Below are 24,215 nucleotides of genomic sequence, written 5' to 3'. Positions count from 1 at the left end.
TCCGGCAGGTTGACGCAGCCCCGAACTTACCAGTTGCCAGATTACAGAACCTTGTTTTTATCCATATGCAGGATCAGATCGAGCATCCTGTTGGAATAGCCCCATTCATTGTCGTACCAGCTCATAACCTTCACCGTGCTGCCAATAACCTTGGTCGACTGGGCGTCTATTATTGATGAGTGACTGTTACCCTGGAAATCGATGGAAACCAGCGGAAGCTCAGTATAACCAAGATACCTGTCCGCACTCTCTTTCAGGGCCTGGTTAACCTCATCCACCGTTGTCTCCCTTTCCACCTCCATCACTGCGTCCACAAGGGAGACGGTGGGAGTAGGCACCCGAACAGCCAGGCCGTCGAATTTTCCTTTGAGCTCAGGAATAACAAGGGAAACTGCCGCTGCTGCTCCTGTTTTAGTCGGAATCATGGACATGGCCGCAGCCCTGGCACGCCGGGGATCGGAATGGGGATAATCCAGAAGACGCTGATCCCCGGTGTAGGCATGGACCGTTGTCATCAGCCCCCTCTTGATACCGAATTTATCCAGGATCACCTTTGCGAACGGTGCCAGGCAATTGGTGGTACATGAAGCGTTGGAGACGACATGGTGTACCGCACCATCATACTCATCCTCATTTACACCCATGACAAAGGTCTTGACATTGCCTTTGGCAGGTGCTGAAATAATTACTTTTCCAGCTCCACCATCAATATGCGCCTGGGCTGATTCCCCGTCCCGAAAGATCCCGGTACACTCGGCTACATACTCAACTCCCAGCGCTCCCCATGGAATATCGGCCGGATTTCGATGACTGGATACCGCAATCTCACGGCCGTCAACAATGATCCCTTCATCCGTTCCCTCGACCTCTCTGTCATAAACCCCCATGACTGAGTCATATTTAAGAAGATGGGCCAGCGTTCTGTTATCCGTCAGATCATTGATGGCAACTACTTCGATTTCCGAAAAAGCAGGATCCTTATCTATTGCTCTGAATATATTCCTGCCGATACGTCCAAAACCATTAATTCCAATCTTAACTGTCATTTCTCTTCTCCCCGTTTTTTTTTGTTTTCTTTTTCGTAATTACCCACAGGCAATAAAATCACAGTGTTGTCCCGATGAGTAATCAGTATCTGTCCATAATTGAGCAATTTCCTTCAAAATCAAGGCCTGAGAAAAATAAACACAGACATATAATTGATATTCATAGCATTATTTTCTGAGCATGATACAGAGTTTGGGCGAAAGATCCATTTATGGAAAGGTACCGGTTGCCTTTTAGAGCAGTCCCGCCTGCTCATATAGAGCAACGTATCTTTTCATTACCCGGGACCAGGTATATTTTTTTTCAATTTCCCGTACACCCTGTAACTGCATCAGGCGGAGGTTCTCCTTATCGGCATACAATGCAAGAGCCCGTTGCAGAGCATCAAGCAGTGAATCTGGAGAGTTATTCTCATAGCCAATGCCCGTCAGGCCATCCTTCACTTTAACAAGCCCACCCACCAGGTGAACAACAGGAACATTACCAAAAAGCTGGGCAATAAAATCCGTCAGCCCACATGGCTCAAATCTCGAAGGAATAAGGAAAAAATCTCCGGCACTATAAATCCGCCGGGCAAGGTCTGGACTGTACCCCCGGATAAAACAAATCTTCTTCTGCCAGGCTGGATTGTCTGAAAAATTTTTCAACCGGTCTTCAAGATCGACATCACCACTGCCGAGAAACATCACCTGAACATTATCCCGGCTCTCAAACAGTACGGGAAGCACCTCCAGGAGAAGATCAACACCTTTCTGTTCACTCAGCCTGCCGATGAAGGTGAAAAGCGGGCCATTTCCCGGACTGTCTAATGTTCCGTACTGTTTCTCTTGCCACTTCCAGTCCTGCAGATCTTTCAGGAAGGCAATCCTGCACTCTTTTTTCCCCTGGAGATCATCATCAATATTGCCGGGATCAAAAGAAAATTTTTCTTCCTCGCCCGTATCAGCAGGATTGAAAAGTAACGGGTCAATACCATTTGTGACCCCTTCAATCCTCACCTTTCTGGCCAGAAGAGCATGCCCCAGCCAACCGGTGAGCCGATCACTTTCCGTTTCCTGCAACTCTCTTGCATAGTTTTCACTGACGGTGTTGAGCAGTCCATAGGAACCGGCTGCAAGAAAAGGATCAAACTTCCCGTCCAGCAGGTGATCATCTATTATCTCCCTTGCAAGACCTGTTACCGCACAGGCGTACGGCAGGTCTGCCACCTCCTGGTGATAACCAAGACCCGCATTGTGAATTGTCACAAGACAACCGCTTGAACGAAAATAACTTCGATAACCCGGCAACTCCCTTATCATGGCAGGCAGCACCGCGGTATGACCATCATGGCAATGGATTACATCAGGCCGGGCATCCAGAAGCACCATAAGTTCCATGGCAGCTTTCTGGAGAAGAATATTCATGGCAAAATAATCATAATGGGCCGAGGATTCCTTTTGCCATGCTTCAAGCTGCTCCTCCTCTGCAGTGTAAGTGTAAACCGCTTGTTTTTCCCGAAAACGACCACTGTCTACAAGATAGAGGGAAACCTTGTTGATTTTTCTGAAAAAATACCTGACCTTCTCCCTGCGCCTCTCATCCGGATGATCCATGTCGATTTCACACTGCAGGACCTTTTCGGGATCCTCCGGATCCATAAGAGGAGAAAAACCAAGGGAAATGGAATCCATGAACCCATAGCAGGGTAAGACAACATGGACAGAGCGCCCGGACCAGCGGGCCAGAGCTTCCGCAAGTTGGGAGACAACATCTTTTACCCCGCCGGCACCCGCCAGATCACCATATTCCCTGCTGACCATCCAGATATATTTTATCTGTTTTCTGTTGTTTCCCATTGTAACCTTCACTCCTCCTTCGCACAGATCAAAAAAGTCATCCACCCCTCATGGTACCTTTTCAGTATGCCCAAATCAACGTCTTTCACTTAAGCATTGATCTTCAATTGAAAATCTGATTACCTAGTGTCTGTCCGGAAATGGGGCTTTTTGTTCGAGATCAAGGCGCACGGAAAATTTTACCGCAGGCATATAACTGATATTTCAAGGATAAATTTTTTCGGGCAACGCAGATATCGGGCAAAAAGACCAACCTGATTTTTTGAGTGCACTGATTATAGTTTACTCTTTTAATGGATTTAAATAAACCAGGATACGCCGCAACAGGTCCCCCGAAAGGTGGCAAGTCATTTTTTTATCTGATTACATATAAAACTCAGCCCGATAGAGCAGGCACATCCACAATTCGGTCGAGTTTCATGGGTAATCAAGTTTTTTTTTAACAGACTTGCTTGTTAATTTTATGACTGTCCCGAATCCGTGAACATCCACCGGCCGGAAGTGATTATTGCAAATGTCCGTAGTTATAAATATTATATCTATTTTCCAATGACTTATCTCAAAAACAGCCACGCAATTGACACGGATACAGAATGTTTTTAAACTTTGCAAGCATTGTATTGCCTATAACTCCCATGTCAAGGAATGCCAAAGATATCACAGGAGAAATCATGCTGAACGGAACTTTTACTCTCTCCACACCGGAAACAATGAAACTGATAGATATTTCCTCTACCGTTGAAAACATCATTACTGATGTTTCCGTTTCTTCCGGCCTCTGTTATCTTTTTAATCCACATACAACTGCAGGGCTGACCATAAACGAGGGGGCTGATCCTGCTGTGCGTTCCGATATTATAAAGGGTTTTCTGAATATTGTTCCTGCAGGACTGGATTACAGTCATCTGGAGGGAAACTCGGTTGCTCATATCATGGCCTCTCTCATGGGTAATTCACTGGTTATCAATATCATTAACGGCAGGCCCATGCTTGGAACCTGGCAAAAGATTTTTTTCTGTGAGTTTGACGGACCCAGAACACGAAAAATACACTGGAAAATCATTCCCGACCGAGACTGAATTAAAAAGCAACTACTCACAGGGACAACAGCCCTGTGAGTTTATTCTCCCTGAACCGTAATTGCTCACAAGGTCAATAACCCTGTGAGTAGTCATATTGTTTCCATGAAATCAGACATCGCTTCAATCTGCTTTGGCTTGTCAGAAGAGCTGGACCGCAGCTCGTTCGCAGCTTTTTTACGTCTCAGCGGTCAGCCTGCATTTGCTGATCTTCTTGCATCCAGACTGTCCCGCGTGGAAATTGACACCCACGTTGATACCTTTATGGCACTGCTCAGAAAGCACCTGACAGAGGATGAATATCATCGTTTTTTCCTCAATGAGCAAAAAAACATCAAATAACAGGAAAAACACGTGTCCATATCCAGACTCCATGATCTGCGCAGTTACCTGGATCTACTGCAGCGGGAAGATGAACTTCTAGTCATTGATGAAGAGGTTGACCCCTTCCTGGAAATCGCTGAAATTCACCGGAGGATCATCCTCCGGCAGGGCCCGGCCCTGCTTTTCACCAATGTGAAAAATTCCTCCTTTCCGGTAACCACCAACCTTTTTGGTACCGCCAGACGGCTCGACCTTGCCTTTGGCGGGAAGCCGCAGCAATTCGTACGCGACCTTGTGCGGCTTGCTGAATCAATCATGCCGCTTTCGCTGGCAAAACTCTGGGATAACCGCGGGTTTTTCCTCGACGGAATGAAAATCGGCCTCAAAACGGTAAAGAACGGACCCATCCTCGAGAAGTTCCAATCTCCTGCAAAACTGAGTTCCCTGCCCATGCTCACATCATGGCACAGCGATGGTGGTCCCTTTGTCACGTTGCCTCTGGTTTATACAGAGCATCCCCGGAGCGGAGCCCATAATCTAGGGATGTACCGCATACAGCGACATAGCGACACGACCACCGGAATACACTGGCAGATTCACAAGGGTGGAGGCAACCACTATTTTGAAGCGGAAAAGAGAAACCAGCCCCTGCCGTTGACACTTTTTATCGGAGGCCCTCCGGCACTCATGCTCTCCGCCATTGCACCGCTTCCCGAAGATCTTCCCGAACTTATTCTCACCTCTCTGCTTCTTGGTGAAAAACTTAAAATGGTTGATGACCCCCGGGGTGGTCACAGGCTTGTGGCAAACGCCGAATTTGCCATTAAAGGCCAGGTACCACCCCACCTCCGTCACCCGGAAGGTCCTTTCGGAGATCATTATGGCTACGACTCACTGAAACACGACTATCCTGTTTTCCAGGTAAGCCATCTTTACCACAGAAAAGATGCTGTCTATCCCGCAACAGTTGTCGGCAGACCCAGACAGGAAGATTTTTTTATCGGCGACTACCTGCAGGAGCTGCTCTCTCCTCTTTTCCCCCTGGTCATGAAAGGAGTCAGAGAACTGAAGACTTATGGAGAAACAGGATTTCATTGCCTTGCCGCAGCCCGTGTATGTGACAGATATCCACGGGAGGCCTTTGGCTGCGGTCTGCGAATACTCGGTGAAGGACAGCTTTCCCTCACCAAGTTCCTTCTTCTCACCGATGGTGACGTGGATATCTCAGATTTCGGCAGATTGTGGACTCATATTCTGGAACGGGTCGAATGGCAACGCGATCTCTTCGTTTTTGCCAATGTCTCCCAGGATACTCTTGACTATACCGGCCCTTCAGTCAACAAAGGATCCAAGGCCATGCTCATGGGACTTGGCAGAGAGAAAAAACGTGAGCTTCCCGGTGAATTCACGGGAGAACTGCCCGGAGATTGCAGCAGACCTATCGTTTTTTTACCTGGGACTCTTGTCATTCAGGGGAAACCATACGATGAAAATGCAACCCTTGCCCGGGAACTTGCAGAAAACAAAACATTAGCAAACTGGCCCGTTATCATCCTGGTGGACAACTGTAATGAAACTACACGCAGCATGCAGGATTTTCTCTGGACTTTTTTCACCCGTTTTGAGCCTGCTGCCGACATTCACTGCAAAGCCACCACTGTACAGAGGTTCCACGTGGGACTGACCCCTCCGATCGTATTCGACTGTCGAATGAAACCCTGGTACACCGATATACTTGAAGTGGATCAAAAAACTAAACAACTGGTGGATAAAAAATTCACAAATCTTATTCCGGCCCGATGGCGATGAAGAATCCGGTGAGATTACAGAAATACCTGGCCAGCTGCGGAGTGGCATCCCGACGGAAATGTGAAGAATTCATCCTGGCTGGAAGAATCAGGATTGACGGTAAAATTGTTGATCAGCCCGGAGTAAAAATCACTCCGGGCAGCCACACTGTAACCTTTGACGGGCACCCCGTCACGTTGAACGAACAATATGAGTACTATCTGCTCAATAAACCTGCAGGGTACGTGACAACACTCTCGGACCCCCAGGGAAGACCGGTTGTCAGAAACCTGCTTAAAAATATCAACACCCGCCTCTTTCCCGTCGGTCGACTGGACCTCGATACGGAAGGAGCCCTTATTCTTACAAATGACGGCCGGTTTGCCCAGAAGGTACAGCATCCAAGTTTTGAAACAAACAAAACCTATGAGGCAGTTGTCCGTGGACATATCAAACGAACCACGATTGGCCTGCTTGAAAAAGGAATTATGCTCGAAAAAAAAATGACCGCGCCTGCCAGAATTCGATTCCTTTTTCAAAAGGGAAAAAACAGTACAATCCGTATCACCATCCACGAAGGCAGAAAACGCCAGGTGCGAAAAATGTTCGGGGCAGTCGGACATCCCGTGATCCATCTCAAACGCATTGCCTATGGTCGACTTCAACTCGGCAAGCTCCCCTCCGGGCACTACCGGAAGCTCGACGGAGAAGACCTAAAAAAAGTCTTTTTATAGAATTTACTTTACAAACCTATAATTAGCTGATTAAATCTAAACAGTTAGGAGTTTGATCGCTGACAAGGGAGAGAGACTTCATTCTTCTAACATACTGTTATAATAGATTTTTGTTTGACCCTGAGGCTTTTTGTGTAAGGTTTGAACTTCATTCACTTTTTGCGTTCGGCGGTTTTTTTTGCCGTCATAACGTGTAAAGGACCACTATTTGATTTCCGAAGACAGGAGTTGAGTATGAACAAATCAGAACTCATTGAGGCATTGGCACAGGAAATAAACATACCTCACCGCGAAGCAGCAGCAATCACTACAACTGTTATCGAAACGATGACAGAAGCACTGGCAAGAGGTGAAAGTATTGAAATCCGTGGCTTTGGCAGTTTTGTTATCAAAAAATATGATTCATACGAAGGTCGGAACCCAAAAACCGGAAAAAAAATAATGGTAAAACCCAAGAAACTTCCTTTTTTCAAAGTGGGCAAGGATCTGCGGGAAAAGGTTAACGCGAACAAAAAGCAGTAATCCTGCCTCAGTGCCTCTTCCGATAAAACAACGCACATGGACAAGTGGTGTGCGTTGTTTCCTGAAAACTGCTCAAGAGCCGGAGGCCATGTCATTTCCTGTGACGATCCCTCCCACAAGATCATATACCTGCGCACTGCTGATCCTGACATGCACAATATCGCCTGCGGCTGCGTTTCCTTCGTTAATATAGACACAGCCATCTACTTCCGGAGCCTGATATCTGGTCCTGCCCTCCAGGAGTAATTCGGTTTCCCGACTCAACCCTTCAACCAGAACCGGCTCGACCCTGCCCACATATTTCTGCTGTATATCCTTTGAAAGATCTGCCTGCAGTGCGAGAAGATGATCACATCTCCTCTTCTTTTCATCCTGGGAAAGCTGTCCATCATATTTTTCCGAAGGACACCCCTCTTCATTGGCATAGCTGAATACACCCACATGGTCGATCATTTCTTCCCTGAGAAAAGATTCTATCTCCATAAATTCCTTTTCGGTCTCCCCGGGGAAACCCACAAGAAAAGTGGTTCTGATGGCAATATCTGAAATCTCCTTTCTGATTTTTTCAAGAAGAAGATGCAGCTCATCCCCACCATATCTCCTGTTCATGTTCTTCAATATTCTATCATTCACATGCTGAAATGGAATATCGAGATAGGGAACCAGTCTGGGATTGGTGGAGATCAACTCAAGGAGTTCTTCAGTGATCCCGGAAGGATAAAGATAAAGAAGGCGCAACCAGGGAACAGATGTATGTTGAAGCAGTTCCCGAACAAGCTGCACCAGATCTGTCCCCTGTCCAAGATCATTGCCATACGCAGTGGAATCCTGTGCAATCAGGGAAAGTTCTTTTATTCCCTGCCCCTCAAGATTCTGTGCCTCCGCCACAAGATCCTCTACCGCCCTGCTCCTGAGATTACCGCGAATCGATGGAATCATGCAATAGGCACATCTGTTGTCACATCCCTCGGTTATTTTTAACCAGGCCCTTGCCCCGGGGGTAGAAATAAGACGGGGAAGAGTACTGTTCATAATCATCCGTTCCGGCAATACAACTGGAGAAAATTCCCTCCCCGCAAAAAGTGGTGAAACAAGACCTGCTATCTCGGCCGCGCCTTCCGTACCAATAAAAAGATCAACTTCCGGAAGACTTTTTACCAGTTTTTCCTTATAGCGCTGAACGAGACAACCCACCACTACCAGCTTCTTTTCTGGAAACAGTTCCTTGATTCTGACCAGTTCCAGAATTTCGTCAATTGCCTCCTCAACGGCGGGTTCAATAAACCCGCAGGTATTCAGCAACAGCAGATCACTCTCTTCCGGTGATTCAACCAAATCCCAGCCTTCTGCTGCAAGACAGCCGAGCATAATTTCAGAATCCACCAGATTTTTTGCACATCCAAGACTGATCAGATTAAAACTGGGCATCCCTTACATCCCCTCCGGGAGAAATTGATTTAAAAGCAGACCAATTGCATCTCTGCAGGTTCTTTTAAAAACAGTTGCCGCAAACCCAGGCTTCCAGCCTGCATGATAAAGTTCATCGGAAACCACCAGAACTGCAGCGAATTCAGCCCGCCTGAACTGTGCCACCGAGCAGAGTGCGGAGAATTCCATATCCACACCCACAACATTCTTTTTATCTCTCAAGGAAAACAGTTGCCGCCTGCTTTCCCGATAAATCGCATCTGTCGACCATATTTTCCCGGTTTCAGTTGAATAATCATGTTGGTTAAAAAAGCGTTCCAGCCGAGACAAGAGATTTTGTGATGGAGAAATTTCGTCTGATTCCAGATAATAACGTGATGTCCCTTCTCCAGCAACTGCTCCATTGGGAAGTATTATATCACCAACGGCCATCTTTTCGGCAATCGCCCCGCACCAGCCAAAAAGAATAATCTTTTTTGCGCCCAGAGCTATCAGTTTTTCCAGAGTCATTGTCGCCATTGGAGCGCCAATAGAAGGTCCAGCAACAAAAAAACCTTTTTCAGAATTAACTGAAAGATTCGAATTGAAGAGAAACCTGGACTCTCCCCCGCTGTTTCTTACGCAGAAATGGGCTTTTTCAGCTTCCCCGGGATTAACAAGCAACAATCCGACTTCCGGGATGGCCGGTTCCCGTTTTCCCCGCCTGGGATGAATCAGAATATCAACTTCTTCATTTCTCATTTTTTACGCCTGTGCGCCCAGGGATTCAGTAAAAAAAAGGGGCCTGCAGATTCTTCTCTGCAGGCCCCTTGAAAACATCCAATAAAGCTTAAACCAGTCTCTTCTATCCAAGCAGCGGATTGGCATAGAGGAGGATAAGAGAAACAACCAGTCCGTAAATAGCGACTGATTCCGCAAGAGCCATACCGAGAATCATAAATACCATCAATTTGGGCTGAACTTCCGGATTCCTGGCAAGCCCCTGACAGGCACCGTTACCAACAGAACCAATACCAATCCCTGCTCCAAGACCTGCGAGACCGATTGACAGAGCTGCGCCTACACATATAAGAGCTAACTGAATATTTCCTTCCATTTTCTTCTCCTTAAAATAATAAATTGTTATTTGGCCTTCTTCTTTATTTCCAAAAAAGCACTCTGCTTTTACACTGTTATTTTATTGCATATATAACCGAATCCTGCGACTCCTTAATGAGCATGAGCATCCGCCTGGGATATATAAACCACTGTCAGCAAGACAAAAACCATTGCCTGGACAAGTGATACAAGGACACCAAGTATCATGATGGGCAGGGGCGCGAAAAACGCTCCAGCCAGCATGAAAAGAATAGTCAGCAGCGTCTCCTTGGCCATGATATTGCCAAAAAGTCGAATTGAGAGAGAAATAAGTCTGGCAAAGTTACTGATAATTTCAATGGGCAGCAGAAGCCAGGACAGCCACCATACAGGACCGACAAAATGTTTATAATAACTCAATCCATGGGCTCTGAATCCTATAATATGATGAACTATCCAGACAATAATAGTCAAACCCAGGGTTGTGTTTATACTGGCAGTTGGTGACATGAATCCCGGAATGAGTCCAATCAGGTTCGCCACAGCGATATAAAGACCGAATGTTGCTATCATGGGAAAAAGCTTATCGGTCATTTCCCTGCCCATATTTTCAGTAAAGAAATCATCCATTCCACCGACTACAATCTCCCAGAAATTCTGGCCTTTACCCGGAACCATTTCAAGATTTCCAAGTGTGAGTTTACTCACAAAAAAGAGAAACGCCATGACAAGCCAGGTGTATGTCATATACGGCTCGCACAGTTTCTCAAGAAAAGTGTGTCCAACCGGTCCGTGTGGTATCGGCAGCCCCAGCTTTTCAAGAATAATCGAAATAAATAGTATCGGATGTTCCATAACCCTTTTTACCTCCTCCCACTGAAGTAGTAGCGTCCGATCAGTTCCATGGAAACAAAACCCACCGCAATCACTACCGTTGACAACCCTAAAATTAGTCCAAAGATATTGACCATTCTGCTTTGAATCAAAAAGAACAATACAATACCTATAATTACAATACGCAGCCAGAATTTGAGAATGTATCCCTTCCGGCCCTGATCCGCCTCAGCCTGCCTTCTCTCGGGGTCTGCATGAGATGTAATGGACCCGATAAATCCCATAATGTCTCTATGGGAAACGAGAAAACTGATATTTGCGATAAGTCCTCCCGCAAAAACAGCCGTTGCAAAAGAAACAGAACTGAAAATGAATGCTCCCAGCATCAATATTGCCAGAACAAACCAGCAGGTTATCTGCATCCGGTGCAGGGACGAAAACTCTTCTTTACTCAATCCCCCTGATCCTCTTTGTCTGACTTTTTTTCCAGATTCCTGTCACGCCAGAGAATTTCAAAAAGCGATTTATACCCGGCGGCAATGCCAAGCGCCAGCCCGACAAAAGTGAACCATGGTGATGTCCGGCCATCAAACACTTTCTGGTCGAGGTAAATTCCTCCACCGAGACCTATGAGAATTGAAGCTACAAATGTAAAACCGATATGACCATAATTGGCCAGGAGTTGAACAAATTCTTTTTTCACACCAGACATTCTGTTCACCCCCTCAATTCACACAACTTCAATTCTATACAATATAAAGGAGTTTGGTATCATGACTCCGTCGCAAAGTCAATGAATTTTCACTTTTCCAGCATTTTTTTGAATGACCATTCAGTCATTTTCACCGCCTTGTCGAGATCATTTTCACTCTGGGCGGCAGAAATAAAAGCCACTTCAAACTGGGAAGGTGCCAGGTAAATTCCCCGGGAAAGCATCTGTCTGTAATGGCATGCATAGCGCTCCGTATCCGCCTTCATTGCTGATGCAAAATCAACAACATCATTTCCGGTAAAAAATGATGTCATCAGGGAACCGACCCGATTCAACACAACATCCATTCCTGTTTTCCCGGCAACATCCGATAGTTTTTCTGCAAAACCGGCAGCTTTTTTCTCAAGATCTCCGTAAAATCCGGGTCGCTGCAGCAACTCGAGTGTTGCCTTGCCGGCCGCCATGGCAAGAGGATTCCCGGACAGTGTCCCCGCCTGGTAGACCGGGCCATCAGGGGCAATATGGTTCATTATTTCAGCCCTGCCACCATAGGCGCCCACAGGCAGACCGCCACCGATTATTTTACCCAGACATGTGAGGTCGGGAATGACATCAAAATATTCCTGGGCACCACCATAGCTCAGTCGAAACCCGGTGATAACTTCATCAAAGATAAGAACAATACCCAGCTCCCGGGTCAACTCTCTTAACTTTTTCAGGAAGCCGTCACGGGGAGCAACACACCCCATGTTCCCCGCCACTGGTTCTATAATAACACAAGCGATATCAAGCTGTTCATCACGCAGTGTCTTTTCTAGAATTTCCTTGTTGTTATAGGGGATTGAGATGGTATTCTTAACAATATCTTCGGGCACGCCGGGACTCCCGGGAATTCCAAGGGTAAGTACTCCCGACCCTGCTTTCACCAGAAAAGAATCAGCGTGTCCATGATAACAGCCATCAAATTTAACCACTACATTTTTACCTGTGTATCCCCGCGCAAGTCTTACCGCACTCATGGTGGCTTCGGTTCCCGAGTTCACAAACCGGACTTTCTCAATTGAAGGCACTGCTTCCACAACCATGGCGGCTAGATCAATTTCCGATGGCGTGGGTGCTCCGAAGCTGGTACCCGCTTTTACCGCCTCACCCAGTGCGGCAACGGTTGATGGATGAGCGTGTCCCAGTATCATGGGTCCCCAGGAACAGACAAAATCAAGATACTCATTGCCATCCGCATCAAAAACAGATGCCCCCTCACCTTTGACGATAAATACAGGATCACAGCCCACCGACCGACAGGCCCTAACCGGGCTGTTTACCCCGCCGGGAATTACCTTACACGCCTTTTCAAAAAGATCCTGAGAAACTGAATTTTCCATTACTGCTCCTTTTTCCGGGTATAACAACCCCCCTGTGATGTATAAAAAAACCTAACGTCATCTTTTTTTATCTGATTACGTATAAAACTCAGCCTGATACTTGTGAACCTGTGGATTTGCCTGTTTTATCAGGCGTATTTCAAAAATCACATTGTACTGGTTTGAAAATAATCTGGACTGACACTTTTTCATTTAAATTTCTTGTCAATTGAGATTTCCAGTGATTTTTGACCATAAACCAACCTGATAAAGCAGGCACATCCACAATTCGGCTGAGTTTCATGGGTAATCAATTTTTTTTTAAACCGAATGACAATATAGCATGGAGCTCCTTTTTATGTCACCCAATTCCTGATTAACAGCTCTTATGAATTCATTTTTTCCATTACCAGCTCTTCACATCTCCCCTTGATTTTTTCGAATTTATGCACAATATACAAAAGCACAGAAAGAATTGTTATGAACACGGCCGGAAACAGAAACCGGAACAATTCACCCGGCAAAACTGTTTTTCCTTGTCAGCAAAATGGGCACCATGTAAACTGGCGAAAAAGTATAACCTGAATCCTGTTTTTTCTTTGCCCCCTGGGAACAATAAATTCACTGGATCCGCTTCATTATCAATGGTTTGAAGTATAAAAACTGAACAGCACCATTGGCCTGGGCTTTTCCAGTAAATTTGCCAATTGCGGGATTTGGGCATAAGCAGATTGGTGTTTTCCGGTTCATAACACTATATACGATATCCAACTCAAAGGAGATGCTCATGGCCAGCGATAAGGTTCTGCAGTTAAACGATGCGGAGTTTGATGCTACAGTAAAATCAGAACAGCCTACTCTTGTGGATTTCTGGGCTCCCTGGTGCGGTCCCTGCAAGGCAATTGGACCAGTGATTGAGGACCTGGCAGAAGAATATGATGGAAAAGTCACTATCGCAAAAATGAATGTGGACGATAACCCGGTGACACCCGGGAAATTCGGTATTCGAGCCATTCCCACCCTTATCCTTTTCAAGGATGGGGAAGTCGTTGACCAGATCACTGGATCAGTAGGAAAATCCCAGCTGGTTGATCTGATCAACAAAGCAGGTTGATCCTTCCGATTCTGGCTGCCTGTTTCTTACACTGCTGCTGTAACGAAACAGACAGCCATTGTTCTGTTTATATCCCACACATATGGACGTACAGATGAAAGAAAAAGACCATTACGAGCTTGTTATACTGGGGGGGGGGCCGGCAGGACTCTCTGCCGGACTCTATGCTGCACGGGCACGCCTTGATCACGTACTGATTGAAAAAGGATCCCCGGGTGGACAGGTTCTTCTTACCGACTGGGTTGATAACTACCCGGGTTTTCCTGAGGGAATATCCGGATTTGACCTGGTAGAAAAAATGACCCAGCACGCCAAACGTTTCGACCTCAATATCATGACTGAGGAAGTCACCAGGGTTGATTTAAGCGATGAAAAGAAAAAAATTCTTCATCTCTCCGGAGACAGGACCGTCAGTTGTGACACTCTTATTCTGTGCACCGGAGCCAGTGCCAATACGCTGGGTGTCCCTGGTGAACACGAGTTGCGCGGCAAAGGAGTCTCCTATTGCGGCACATGTGATGCACCTTTTTACAGGAACATGCATGTGGCTGTAATCGGTGGCGGAAATACCGCTGTCCAGGAAGCCGATTATCTCACCAAATTTGCCAGTCGTGTTACCGTAATCCACCGTAGAGATGAACTGCGGGCAACAAAAATTGTCCAGGAAACTGCTTTTGCCAATGAAAAAATCGATTTTATCTGGAACTCACAGGTTACGGCAATCGAAGGGGAAAACGGTGTGGAAAAACTTCAACTTCTCAACAAAGACGGTTCCACATCCACCCTGGAAGTAGAGGGAGTTTTTATCCTGATTGGAGTCACCCCCAATAATGAAGTTCTTCCCCTTGACCTCCTCGAAGCTGACAAATGGGGATTTATTCCAACAGATATAGAATCCTGCACCGCTGTACCGGGAGTAATGGCTGCGGGAGATATCTGCAGCAAAGACGTTCGCCAGATTGTCAATGCGGCTGGTGAAGGAGCAGTTGCGGTACTGGCAGCGGAAAAATACCTCAACAACCTGAGGATGCCCTGTAAGTAATACGAAATAAACTGCTGCTGATTGTCAGCGCAAACCAGATCGGAACTGCGTAAAATCCAGGTTCTGACTTTCACATAACAACAATATACCATGGAAATAATTAAAAAAACACGGCACATTCAGCTGTTCCGTCTTATAATTTCCACCTGCCTGGCAACCATTCTGCTCACCGGGTGTGCCGAGTTGAAATCCACCTTTGATTTTCTCTCCGATACACCTAAGGAAGAGCCACAGGAACTTCCATCCAAAAGCCTTGCCATAAAAGGTATGGACGATTACAACGTCGGGAAATACTTCACAGCAATAGAATTTTTTGAAGAAATACTCAACAGGTATCCTTTCAGCCCGGAAGCCACCCTTGCAGAACTGAAGGCTGCAGACTGCAGCTATCATCTGGGACGTTACCAGGAGGCTCTGCTGCTGTATGAAGAATTTGAGAATAACCATCCGACCAACGAGTCCATTCCCTATGTCATGTTTCAGAAAGCCATGTGCAATTACAAGCGCATTGACAGAATTGACAGGGATACTTCTGGCGCTGTTGAGGCGATTGAATTATTTAAACAGCTGCTTAAAGCCTATCCGGAGTCACCCTACACTGAAGAGGCAAAATCACTGATTGCTTCAGCAACAGAGTTTCTGGCCAACCATGAATTTTTTGTGGCGGAATATTATGTCAGGACGGAAAAATACGATCAGGCTGAAACTCGTCTTAAATATATTCTGACCATGTACCCGAATACTTCAATAACAGAAAAAGCAAAAAAACTTCTGGCAAGGATTGAAGCCGGCGATCCACCCAGGTCACAGCTGACAAAATGGTTCCCGAAAATAGATCTGCCCGACTGGTCTTTTTTTGCCAATGATGAAGCAGACAGTGCAGCGGAGGAATTCAAACACTGATTTTACAGGTAGCCTTAATCCGGTAAGCGGTTACACAGGCCTGTTTTTCACGGTCCAGATTTTTATGCGTACAGATCACAATACAGTTGTTACTGCATGATTAGGAACAGAATCACACCTTGAAGGCCTCAAACAATACCCAGTCTTCCCCCAGGGACACCTCCATGGCCCTGACGGGACATAAAGAAACGCACAAACTGCAACCTGTGCATTTTTCAGCATCAAAAATCACCTCCATTTCAGGGCGTTTTATATAGAGCGCCCCGGGAGTGCATACCGCAGTGCAGGCACCGCACTGGAAGCACTTTCTATCGTCACGGCGGATACGCGCTGCCAGTCGTTCTATCTTGATTCCCATTTCCCTGAGGTAATCAAGCCCGGCCTTGACATTACTTTTGCTGCTGCCTTTCAGCTCAATGATCATAACCCCTTCTCTCTGCAGAAGGATATCAGCCTTGAGAATATTAAATTCAATATCATATTCCTTGACCAACCTGTAGACAAAAGGTTGGTCTGAAGTATCTTTCGGGAAACGGAGTAGATATATTTGCGTAAACACAATGACCTCTTTAAATAAAATATAAAACAGGGAACAGAAGGGACCTTAAAAGTCCTCCCGGGAACAACCATTTTCCTGAATCCGTGACGGATTCGGTGTTCTTTTTCGGGTAAAAACCTGAAAAGTTCAAATAAATTCACTAATAGAATGTGTTTGAAAAATAAGCACAATCATCTACGTGAGATTAAACATTATTTTTAAAAACAACACAAAGTCGCTGAAAAGGATATTTTTTCGGACAGCCTCCTGAAGTCTACTTTCAGGCTGCCGTTTTCGCAAGCACCTTTATCTCTTTTGAGTAAAATCTGTGGAATCTGTGAGCAGTTACGTTTCATTACTACCTGAATAAAAAGCCAATCATGAACAGACAAACTTTAACAACCCTGCTGACCGATCTGAAAAACGGTACACTTTCACTGGAAGAAACAGTCAACAGGCTCAGCACGTTTCCGGCAGAGACTCTTGAGGATGCCTGTCTTGACCACCAACGCACCCTTCGAACAGGTATTCCTGAAGTAATTTTCGGTGCCGGAAAAACACCGGAGCAGATAATCTCCATCGCTTCCGCCTTCCTCAGGCAGAATACGATTCTGCTGGCAACAAGGGTAAATGAAGACAAGGCGGCCAAAGTCACAAAAGCCCTCCCTTCTCTCACTTACCACCGGGATGCACATATCCTGACCTGTAATGAACAGAATGAATCTCCGGCCAGCTACAGAGGATATACGGCTGTCGTCAGCGCTGGAACCTCGGACATTCCTGTTGCCGAGGAGGCGAGAATAACCCTCTCCACCCTGGGGCATCCCGTAGAAACCCTTTATGATGCCGGTGTGGCCGGGCTGCACCGGCTTTTTAACCGCAGAACCCTACTCAACGATGCTGCTGTTATCATTGTTGCCGCCGGTATGGAAGGTGCCCTTCCAAGCGTTATCGGTGGACTGGTCAGCTGCCCTGTCATTGCTGTCCCCACTTCCGTTGGTTATGGTGCCAGCTTTGGCGGGATTGCAGCCCTGCTTGGCATGCTCAACAGCTGTGCACCCGGCGTTGCTGTTGTCAATATTGACAATGGTTTCGGGGCTGCATGCATGGCCGAAGCAATTAACAGAATTAAAAAACCAGCGTAACTCCTGTAAAACTGCAGCAACAGCTCTACTATTTTATACCAACTGAACCAATGCCTCTTAACTTAAGCGATGGATTTCATTCCAACCTCGCCCGAGGGACGCCGTAAACCCGTCCATGGGAACTTGACTTCAGCTGTCCTGACTGCAGACACCCTCCGCCAAAGTCAGAACAGTACTTTTTTTGTGTCTGTCCCGAAATGAACAATTACTGCAAGACCATTGCCCCGGAGCTCCCTTTAACCTGGAGCTGTGATGGCTTCGTGATTATCTTCGGCTAACAAACTGAAAAAGTAACTGATCACAGGGGCAGCAACTTTATGATTTTATTGCCCCTGAACTGTAATTACTCACAGGTGCCACAGCTTTTCACAGGCTCTTTTGCTCGCTACAGCCTACCTATGCGGACAAAAGAGACCGTGAAAAGCTGCGGTACATGTGAGTAATTACTTGAAAAGTTCATATAAATTCATAAATCAAATGCATCACCATTGAACGCTCACGGGTTCAGGATTAACTAAATTTTCAGGAAGGATAAGAAAATTTGCAGGACAGAGTATTGCAAGATTCAGCTATTGCGTTATAATCGCTGAGTTTGACATAGCTGCAACGTTTTAATTATTTTTTCTACTTTTCTTTTTTCTACTTATACCTACCTTCGGGGTATCATGAACACTCTACTCAAAGTAAAACTTGCTTTTCTGGCTTCTGTTCTCCTCCTTGCAATCATTACAATTGTCCCGTCATTTTATTCTCAGACACCGACATGGTGGAAAACTTATATGGCGCCGGAAGGACTTCGACTCGGTCTTGATCTTCAGGGAGGCATGCACCTTATCCTCAAAGTCAACCTGAAAAAAGCTGAGGAAAATGCCCTTGAATTTGCAGCCGGCGATCTCAAGGACACTCTGGCGGAACAGTCAATCAGTGCAGTCAGGACATCATCCCCATCTTCCGACACTATCATCTTCACTCTCCCAAACAGCGGAGCATTAGATCAAGTCAAGGCAATCATCGCCGAAGATTTTCCTGATATTTCTCCCCGCATAGAGGCAAAGGAAGGCAGTTTCCCCCGGATTTTTCTCACCTTGAAACAGGAGAAAAAGGACTATATAAAAACCCACGCAGTAGAACAGTCTCTTGAAATCCTCCGAAACAGAATTGACCAGTTTGGTGTGGCCGAGCCCGTTATTATCCGGCAGGGTGATGATGAAATTGTCATCCAGCTTCCTGGTGTAAAAGATCCAAAGCGTGCCCTGAAACTCCTTGGTGACACAGCCCAGCTGGAGTTCAAACTTGTTGCGGAAAGTGCAGGACTGAACCTGAAACAACTGGTAGACCAGGTTCGTGCTTCCGGTAAATGGAAAGATGGCGAATCAATCCTCAAACTGAATCGTGCTCTCCAGGGAAGGCTGCCTGAAAATACATCCATTCATTTTGAGAAAAACATCGATAAAAAAACCGGTCGGGAGACAATGACCCCACTGCTTCTTGAAAATAAAACACTCATGACCGGGGAAATGATCAAGGACGCTCAGGTCAGAATTGGTGGTACTTTCAATGAGCCATACGTCAGCCTGGATATGACAGGCCGGGGCGGTAAAGTCTTTGCCTCGCTCACGGAAAAGAATGTGGGCAGAAGGATGGCGATAGTTCTCGACGAGATAGTCCGTTCAGCTCCCGTCATCAGAGAGCGTATTCTTGGGGGATCGGCCCAGATTTCTGGAAGTTTTACCCATGAAGAGGCAGCAGATCTTGCTATTGTCCTGAGAGTGGGTGCCCTGCCGGCACCCGTTGACATCATACAGAACATGACGGTTGGAGCCAGCCTCGGCCAGGACTCCATCACCAAGGGCATTTATTCAGGCCTGTTCGGTTCAATTCTTGTTCTCGGCTTCATGATGATCTACTACAGAACATCGGGCCTGATTGCCAACAGTGCTCTGATCCTCAACATTCTCCTTCTGTTCACCGGCCTGGCAATCCTCAATGCCACACTTACCCTTCCGGGTATTGCAGGTATTGTACTTTCGATAGGCATGGCGGTTGATGCCAATGTTCTCATCTTTGAACGAATGCGAGAGGAGTATGCTCTTGGAAAGTCGGTTCGCTCAAGTATTGATGCCGGCTTTGGCAAGGCATTTCTCACCATTGTCGACTCCCAGGTGACCACCCTTATCACAGCCATGGCCCTGTTCATGTTCGGAACCGGGCCAATTAAAGGTTTTGCTATTACTCTTTCCCTGGGAATTATCTTCAACCTCTTTGCCTCATTGTTCTATTCACGACTCATGTTTGATACCCTCAACACCATACGGCCCATGAAAAAGCTGAACTTTCTCCAGTTTTCCAAACGGCCGAATCTGGATTACCTGAAAATCAAAAACATCACCTACGCCCTCTCTGCGGTTCTTGTAACCATTGGCCTGATCGCCTTTATTCAGATAGCCAGAGGCAAGGCCAATATGGGGGTTGATTTTTCAGGTGGATCTCTTCTCCAGTACAAGGCGAGCCGGGACTTCAAAATGGGTGAGGTTCGAAAGGCCTTTGCCGAAAACGGCATGAAAAATGTCAATCTCCAGGAAGTTGAGAATGAACATCGCCTGATCGTCAAGATCAAAAAATCTGAAAAAGTAGTTGGTAATCTCAGTGAAACCGTTGGCAATATTCTCTCGAAAACAGACCATCTTGCCGATAAGAATTTTGTTTTGGAAAGCCAGTCTGAAATCGGTTCATCGGTCAGTGCCGTCCTACGAAATAAAGCCATCCAGGCCATCATTATTTCCCTTGCCGGGGTTATCATTTACCTGGCCATGCGTTTTGACATCCGTTTTGGTCTTGCAGCGGCAATAGCCACCTTCCATGACGTTCTGGTGGTTCTTGGTATCTGCTGGATTATGAATGTTGAAATCACCCTGCTTATTGTAACCGCTCTTCTGACTCTTGCCGGTTATTCCCTCAATGACTCGGTGGTCGTTTTTGACAGGATAAGGGAAAATATGCGTAAAACAGGTGCCAGGGATCTGGCATCAACCATTAATGACAGTATCAACCAGGTACTCAGCCGTACGGTTGTAACCTCGCTGACATCCGCCCTTACACTGCTGGCACTCTTTCTCATGGGCGGATCTGTAATCCATGATTTTTCTTTTGCGCTGCTGACAGGTATAGTTGTCGGAACTTATTCCTCCATATTCATAGCAAGCCCGCTTCTCACTCTCTGGAAGCCGAAAAAAGTATAAAACCTGAATCATGGTAACCGACAGACAGCTCCCGGAATTTGTAACACGAATTGCCGGAGAAACTGGTTTTTCTTTTTCCTGCCACAGGGGCGTTTCCTGTTTTACCGACTGCTGCAGAATGCTGGAGCTGGCACTCACACCATACGATGTCCTGCGTCTGCGCAAAGGAACCGGCCTGTCCTCCAGGGAATTGCTCGATCAATACATTCTCATGGAACACGCTCCTGAAGACCCCTTCCCGAAATTCTACCTGACCATGGTTGATGACGGACGGGCCAGCTGCGCCTTTATCACAAAAAACGGCTGCTCCGTTTATGAAAACCGCCCATCCGCCTGCCGGGCATATCCCCTTGGCAGAGCAGTCATACGTAACAGTGAAGGAATCGAGGAATTCCATGTCCTCATGAAAGAAAAACACTGCCGGGGTTTTGAAGAAAACCATAAACAGACCCCCGTCAGTTACAGTCGGGAACAGGGGCTTCTGCAATACAACAGGTACAATGATGCTGTTGCCTGTATTCTGCAGCACGATGCTGTTCGTAATGGCTATCGGCCATCACCACAACAGGTAGAACTCTTTATTCTGGCCCTGTATGATCTCGACACCTTCAGAAAACAGCTTTTTTCAGGTAAAATTCACAAAAACACACTCACTGCAGCCGAAAAGAAGAATCTAAAGAATGACGAAAAACTGCTGCTCTTTTCCATAGACTTCCTCCAGAAGGAACTCTATTCCTTTTAAAACACATTAACAGGCCATGCTGAAACTTATAGTATTTGATTGTGATGGAGTAATGTTTGATTCGAAAGAGGCGAACCGAAAATATTATAATTATCTTCTAAAAGAGTTCAAATGCTGTGAGATGAGTGATGAAGAAGCTGATTTTGTACACATGCACAGTGTTGATGAATCCCTTAGCCATATTTTCAGAAAATATAAAGACATCTCAATTCAGGATATACATGAATTCAGACAAAAAATCAGCTATGATCCATTTCTCAGGTACATGACCATGGAGCCAGACCTGTTACCTTTTCTCGAACAGGTCAACCCACTCTACGCCCTGGCCATTTCCACCAACCGTACCAATACAATGCAACCTCTTCTTGAATCCTTTGGCCTCTCCCGTTATTTCGGCAAAGTCATGACCGCCGCCAACGCCTCCAGACCAAAACCTGCGCCAGATGCACTGCTTGAAATACTTGACTTTTACAGCTGTTTCCCTGGCAACGCAATATTCATCGGTGATTCCATCATAGATGAACAGCATGCAGCTTCATGCAATGTGGATCTCATTGCCTTCAAGAATCCTGACTTAAACGGGAAATATCATGTGTCGTCTTTTATGGAAATTCTTGATTTGCCTCCTTTTCAGAAAGATTTTTCATGAATCCCCGTTTTCCAGATCTTCATCAACCCTTTTTACGCCTTCCATCAGAAGCATCATGAAATCACCAATTTCTGCTGCCTTCATATCCCGTGGAGACAGTCCTGTGGTAAACCTGTACAGCCCCTTGTTTTCACCAAGTATTTTAAAAATTGCTTCCTGGTTTTTTTCCCCGGCGTAACTTGCATTGATGAGACAGCCTTCACGAAAAGCAACTTTACCCTCACCTTCTGGCAGTTCCATCGTCAAGACTCCGGTCTTCTGATGCATATGAAAAATCTGAAAAAGCTCCGCCGGCACAATTTGATCCAGTCTCCCGCTCATACATGCTTCAAAGTCCCTGGAACGAGCGGCATTCGATTTTCTGAGCCGTCCGGCAAGCAGTTTTGCCACAAAAGCCTGTACGGACCCATTGTTCCCGAGAAGACGACCAAAAACATCTCCCTCAATGGCAAGAACTTTTGACTTCTTCACGGCTCTCACGGTAGACACAGCGACATCCGCTCCGAGATAGCTCATCTCACCGCATAACTCTCCTGTCTTGAGTACACCAAGGACAACAGCTTCATCTTCAACCTGAAATTCACCTTCCACTATAAGATATAAATTGAAATTCTGTTCTCCCTTCCGAATCAGGACTGCACCTTCCATCAAAGTTATTTCCCTGAAATGAGCCAATATTTCTTCGATTTGATCGGTTGGAAGTGCTTTGAGAAACGGACTGGCACCGATTTTAGAAAAAATCGCCTTAAGAACAGAACCGACAACCGCCTCCGTACCCGTGAGAGAAGACTTTGAATCCTTTTCTGCGGAAGGGGAAAATTTTATAAGACCGGTACATCCGCTGCAGTTAAAAACCTTATCCTCAGGCAGTGTTCCCCCGGCCGACGTATCATCAAGTAACTGAAACAGCAATTGTGTCATGTCTCGAACCAGAATTAGGCAAACCTCTTTTCCGTCAGGACAGGAAAGTGTTTTTTCAGACAGAATCAGTTTTTCACCGACCTCGTACAGAGGGCAGTTTTTCTGATCAACTATGGAAAAAAACCAGTTAATTGCTTTCATACTTCCTTACTGAGATTGAACGCTTGTTTCGGTAATAGCAACTGTTCACACAATTTATGACTCTATGCGTTATCACCTCTGAACTGAAATTTTCATGGTCTCTTTTGTTCGACCCGGCCGGCCAGTACAATCACCAAAAAGACCGTGGAAATGTAGCGCCTGGGAGTATATTTACCCCTTGTTCCTGCACTTCGGAAAATAAAAAATGTAAGCTTCGTTTTCAATGGCTTGTCAGCCCTATTGAACCTTACATCTCCAGCAGATAAGGCGCAGCCTCCGAACATGTCAATTGCAGGATTTACCTGTAATTGTGATTATTCGACTTCAGTCTTCCTTAATGATAGAGTATATACAGGAATTCCTTCAATTATTCATTACGGGTAATACTCAATCATGCTGATGTGCACAAGTCTTTTCCGGCATGTCCTGATTCCCTGATCTCTGGATCAGCCCTGATACCATAACTGATTCACTCTTTTTCAATATAAGCATTATGGAATATACCTGAATAATTCTGATCCCGACAGGCAGGCTAGAATCACCTGTTATCCCATAAATCATCTCCACCCTTTCAGCACTTCCTGCTTTAGAACCAGTCGAACAATTCACATGGTTTCTAATTCCATGTCTATGTCGTTAATTTCAGCAATGAGTCCCGTTCTGACCTTGTCCGAGAGACGTTGAAAATCCGTCCATGGGGGCTTGACTGCAGCCGTCGTGGTTCAACCCGGCCAAAAGAAACTGAAGTGCCTGGGAGTCATTTCCGGGTTATTCAGGTCATTATAATCAAAGTATTCCAGAAAAACAGGATGCTTCACGTCAATCACCCCCAAATCTACAAGTATCAAGCTGAGTTTTGTACGTAATCAGCGTTCCACCTGGGCGTTGCCGGGTCAAATTTAAAAATAACTCTGATTACGTATGAAACTCAGCCTGTTATTTGTGAGTCTGGGGATTGGGCCTGTTTTATCAGGCGTATTTCAAAAATCACTTTAGACTGATTATAAAATGATCTGGACTGACACTTTTTCATTTGA

General features: G+C 46.0%; 23 protein-coding genes. 12 read left to right on the top strand and 11 right to left on the bottom strand.

Annotation, left to right across the window (positions count from 1 at the left end; genetic code table 11):
• Positions 1–41 precede the first annotated feature (41 nt).
• Together gap and ACXLDX_RS11850 are read right to left on the bottom strand one after the other, a co-directional pair.
• Complete coding sequence (gene gap, locus ACXLDX_RS11855) at positions 42–1,046, bottom strand: type I glyceraldehyde-3-phosphate dehydrogenase (protein WP_457577395.1); 1,005 nt, start codon at positions 1,044–1,046, stop codon at positions 42–44.
• Positions 1,047–1,280: 234 nt separating this feature from the next.
• A complete protein-coding gene (locus ACXLDX_RS11850) occupies positions 1,281–2,885 on the bottom strand; it encodes a glycogen synthase (protein WP_457577394.1) in 1,605 nt (534 codons plus the stop codon).
• Positions 2,886–3,556: 671 nt separating this feature from the next.
• Here ACXLDX_RS11850 and ACXLDX_RS11845 point away from each other — a divergent pair.
• The 5 genes from ACXLDX_RS11845 (at position 3,557) to ACXLDX_RS11825 (ending at position 7,332) form a co-directional block, all read left to right on the top strand.
• Entirely contained in the window at positions 3,557–3,964 is a 408-nt protein-coding gene (locus ACXLDX_RS11845) for a secondary thiamine-phosphate synthase enzyme YjbQ (RefSeq protein ID WP_457577393.1), read from the top strand.
• 105 nt (positions 3,965–4,069) lie between these two features.
• A complete protein-coding gene (locus ACXLDX_RS11840; protein WP_457577392.1) occupies positions 4,070–4,306 on the top strand; it encodes a hypothetical protein in 237 nt (78 codons plus the stop codon).
• A 12-nt stretch (positions 4,307–4,318) separates the two neighbouring features.
• Entirely contained in the window at positions 4,319–6,097 is a 1,779-nt protein-coding gene (locus tag ACXLDX_RS11835; RefSeq protein WP_457577391.1) for a UbiD family decarboxylase, read from the top strand.
• Between the two features lie 8 nt (positions 6,098–6,105).
• Positions 6,106–6,810 (top strand): pseudouridine synthase, encoded by a 705-nt coding sequence (locus ACXLDX_RS11830; protein ID WP_457577390.1) that lies wholly within the window; start codon positions 6,106–6,108, stop codon positions 6,808–6,810.
• A 234-nt stretch (positions 6,811–7,044) separates the two neighbouring features.
• Positions 7,045–7,332, top strand: a complete 288-nt coding sequence (locus ACXLDX_RS11825; protein ID WP_228855606.1) for an HU family DNA-binding protein — start codon at positions 7,045–7,047, stop codon at positions 7,330–7,332.
• A 72-nt stretch (positions 7,333–7,404) separates the two neighbouring features.
• On the opposite strand, the gene rimO is transcribed toward ACXLDX_RS11825, so the two are convergent.
• The 7 genes from rimO to hemL all read right to left on the bottom strand — a co-directional run bounded on the left by rimO (position 7,405) and on the right by hemL (position 12,765).
• On the bottom strand, positions 7,405–8,760 hold the full coding sequence (rimO, locus tag ACXLDX_RS11820; RefSeq protein ID WP_457577389.1) for a 30S ribosomal protein S12 methylthiotransferase RimO: 1,356 nt from the start codon (positions 8,758–8,760) through the stop codon (positions 7,405–7,407).
• Positions 8,761–8,763: 3 nt separating this feature from the next.
• Positions 8,764–9,501: a nucleoside phosphorylase gene (locus tag ACXLDX_RS11815; protein WP_457577388.1), complete on the bottom strand. Its 738-nt coding sequence runs from the start codon at positions 9,499–9,501 to the stop codon at positions 8,764–8,766.
• 103 nt (positions 9,502–9,604) lie between these two features.
• Entirely contained in the window at positions 9,605–9,856 is a 252-nt protein-coding gene (gene atpE, locus ACXLDX_RS11810; RefSeq protein ID WP_228855603.1) for an ATP synthase F0 subunit C, read from the bottom strand.
• 113 nt (positions 9,857–9,969) lie between these two features.
• A complete protein-coding gene (atpB, locus tag ACXLDX_RS11805; protein WP_457577387.1) occupies positions 9,970–10,692 on the bottom strand; it encodes a F0F1 ATP synthase subunit A in 723 nt (240 codons plus the stop codon).
• An 8-nt stretch (positions 10,693–10,700) separates the two neighbouring features.
• Positions 10,701–11,126, bottom strand: a complete 426-nt coding sequence (locus tag ACXLDX_RS11800) for an ATP synthase subunit I (protein WP_457577386.1) — start codon at positions 11,124–11,126, stop codon at positions 10,701–10,703.
• Positions 11,123–11,383, bottom strand: coding sequence for an AtpZ/AtpI family protein (locus tag ACXLDX_RS11795; protein ID WP_457577385.1), 261 nt, complete (start codon positions 11,381–11,383; stop codon positions 11,123–11,125). Before ACXLDX_RS11795 ends, ACXLDX_RS11800 begins: the two co-directional genes overlap by 4 nt.
• Positions 11,384–11,472: 89 nt before the next feature.
• Positions 11,473–12,765: a glutamate-1-semialdehyde 2,1-aminomutase gene (hemL, locus tag ACXLDX_RS11790; protein ID WP_457577384.1), complete on the bottom strand. Its 1,293-nt coding sequence runs from the start codon at positions 12,763–12,765 to the stop codon at positions 11,473–11,475.
• Between the two features lie 727 nt (positions 12,766–13,492).
• On the opposite strand from hemL, the gene trxA reads away from it, so the two are divergent.
• The 3 genes from trxA (at position 13,493) to ACXLDX_RS11775 (ending at position 15,803) form a co-directional block, all read left to right on the top strand.
• On the top strand, positions 13,493–13,858 hold the full coding sequence (gene trxA / locus ACXLDX_RS11785; RefSeq protein WP_457577409.1) for a thioredoxin: 366 nt from the start codon (positions 13,493–13,495) through the stop codon (positions 13,856–13,858).
• A 94-nt stretch (positions 13,859–13,952) separates the two neighbouring features.
• Positions 13,953–14,900: a thioredoxin-disulfide reductase gene (trxB, locus tag ACXLDX_RS11780; protein WP_457577383.1), complete on the top strand. Its 948-nt coding sequence runs from the start codon at positions 13,953–13,955 to the stop codon at positions 14,898–14,900.
• 90 nt (positions 14,901–14,990) lie between these two features.
• The gene (locus ACXLDX_RS11775) at positions 14,991–15,803 is read left to right on the top strand and encodes an outer membrane protein assembly factor BamD (protein ID WP_457577382.1); all 813 of its coding nucleotides are present in this window, start codon (positions 14,991–14,993) and stop codon (positions 15,801–15,803) included.
• 112 nt (positions 15,804–15,915) lie between these two features.
• Here ACXLDX_RS11775 and ACXLDX_RS11770 read toward each other — a convergent pair whose 3' ends face one another.
• On the bottom strand, positions 15,916–16,362 hold the full coding sequence (locus ACXLDX_RS11770) for an NIL domain-containing protein (RefSeq protein ID WP_457577381.1): 447 nt from the start codon (positions 16,360–16,362) through the stop codon (positions 15,916–15,918).
• Between the two features lie 359 nt (positions 16,363–16,721).
• Here ACXLDX_RS11770 and larB point away from each other — a divergent pair, with 359 nt between their 5' ends.
• From larB to ACXLDX_RS11750, 4 genes are all read left to right on the top strand, one after another.
• Entirely contained in the window at positions 16,722–17,486 is a 765-nt protein-coding gene (larB, locus tag ACXLDX_RS11765; RefSeq protein WP_457577380.1) for a nickel pincer cofactor biosynthesis protein LarB, read from the top strand.
• A 665-nt stretch (positions 17,487–18,151) separates the two neighbouring features.
• A complete protein-coding gene (gene secD / locus ACXLDX_RS11760; protein WP_457577379.1) occupies positions 18,152–20,725 on the top strand; it encodes a protein translocase subunit SecD in 2,574 nt (857 codons plus the stop codon).
• Positions 20,726–20,735: 10 nt separating this feature from the next.
• Positions 20,736–21,467 (top strand): YkgJ family cysteine cluster protein, encoded by a 732-nt coding sequence (locus ACXLDX_RS11755; RefSeq protein ID WP_457577378.1) that lies wholly within the window; start codon positions 20,736–20,738, stop codon positions 21,465–21,467.
• A 16-nt stretch (positions 21,468–21,483) separates the two neighbouring features.
• Entirely contained in the window at positions 21,484–22,116 is a 633-nt protein-coding gene (locus ACXLDX_RS11750) for an HAD family hydrolase (RefSeq protein WP_457577377.1), read from the top strand.
• Here the strand turns inward: ACXLDX_RS11750 and ACXLDX_RS11745 are convergent.
• Entirely contained in the window at positions 22,111–23,178 is a 1,068-nt protein-coding gene (locus ACXLDX_RS11745) for a DUF4388 domain-containing protein (RefSeq protein WP_457577376.1), read from the bottom strand. The genes ACXLDX_RS11750 and ACXLDX_RS11745 overlap by 6 nt on opposite strands.
• Positions 23,179–24,215 lie beyond the last annotated feature (1,037 nt).

The organism is Desulfomarina sp. (assembly GCF_054039375.1).
This window is presented reverse-complemented; position numbering and strand designations above follow the sequence as displayed.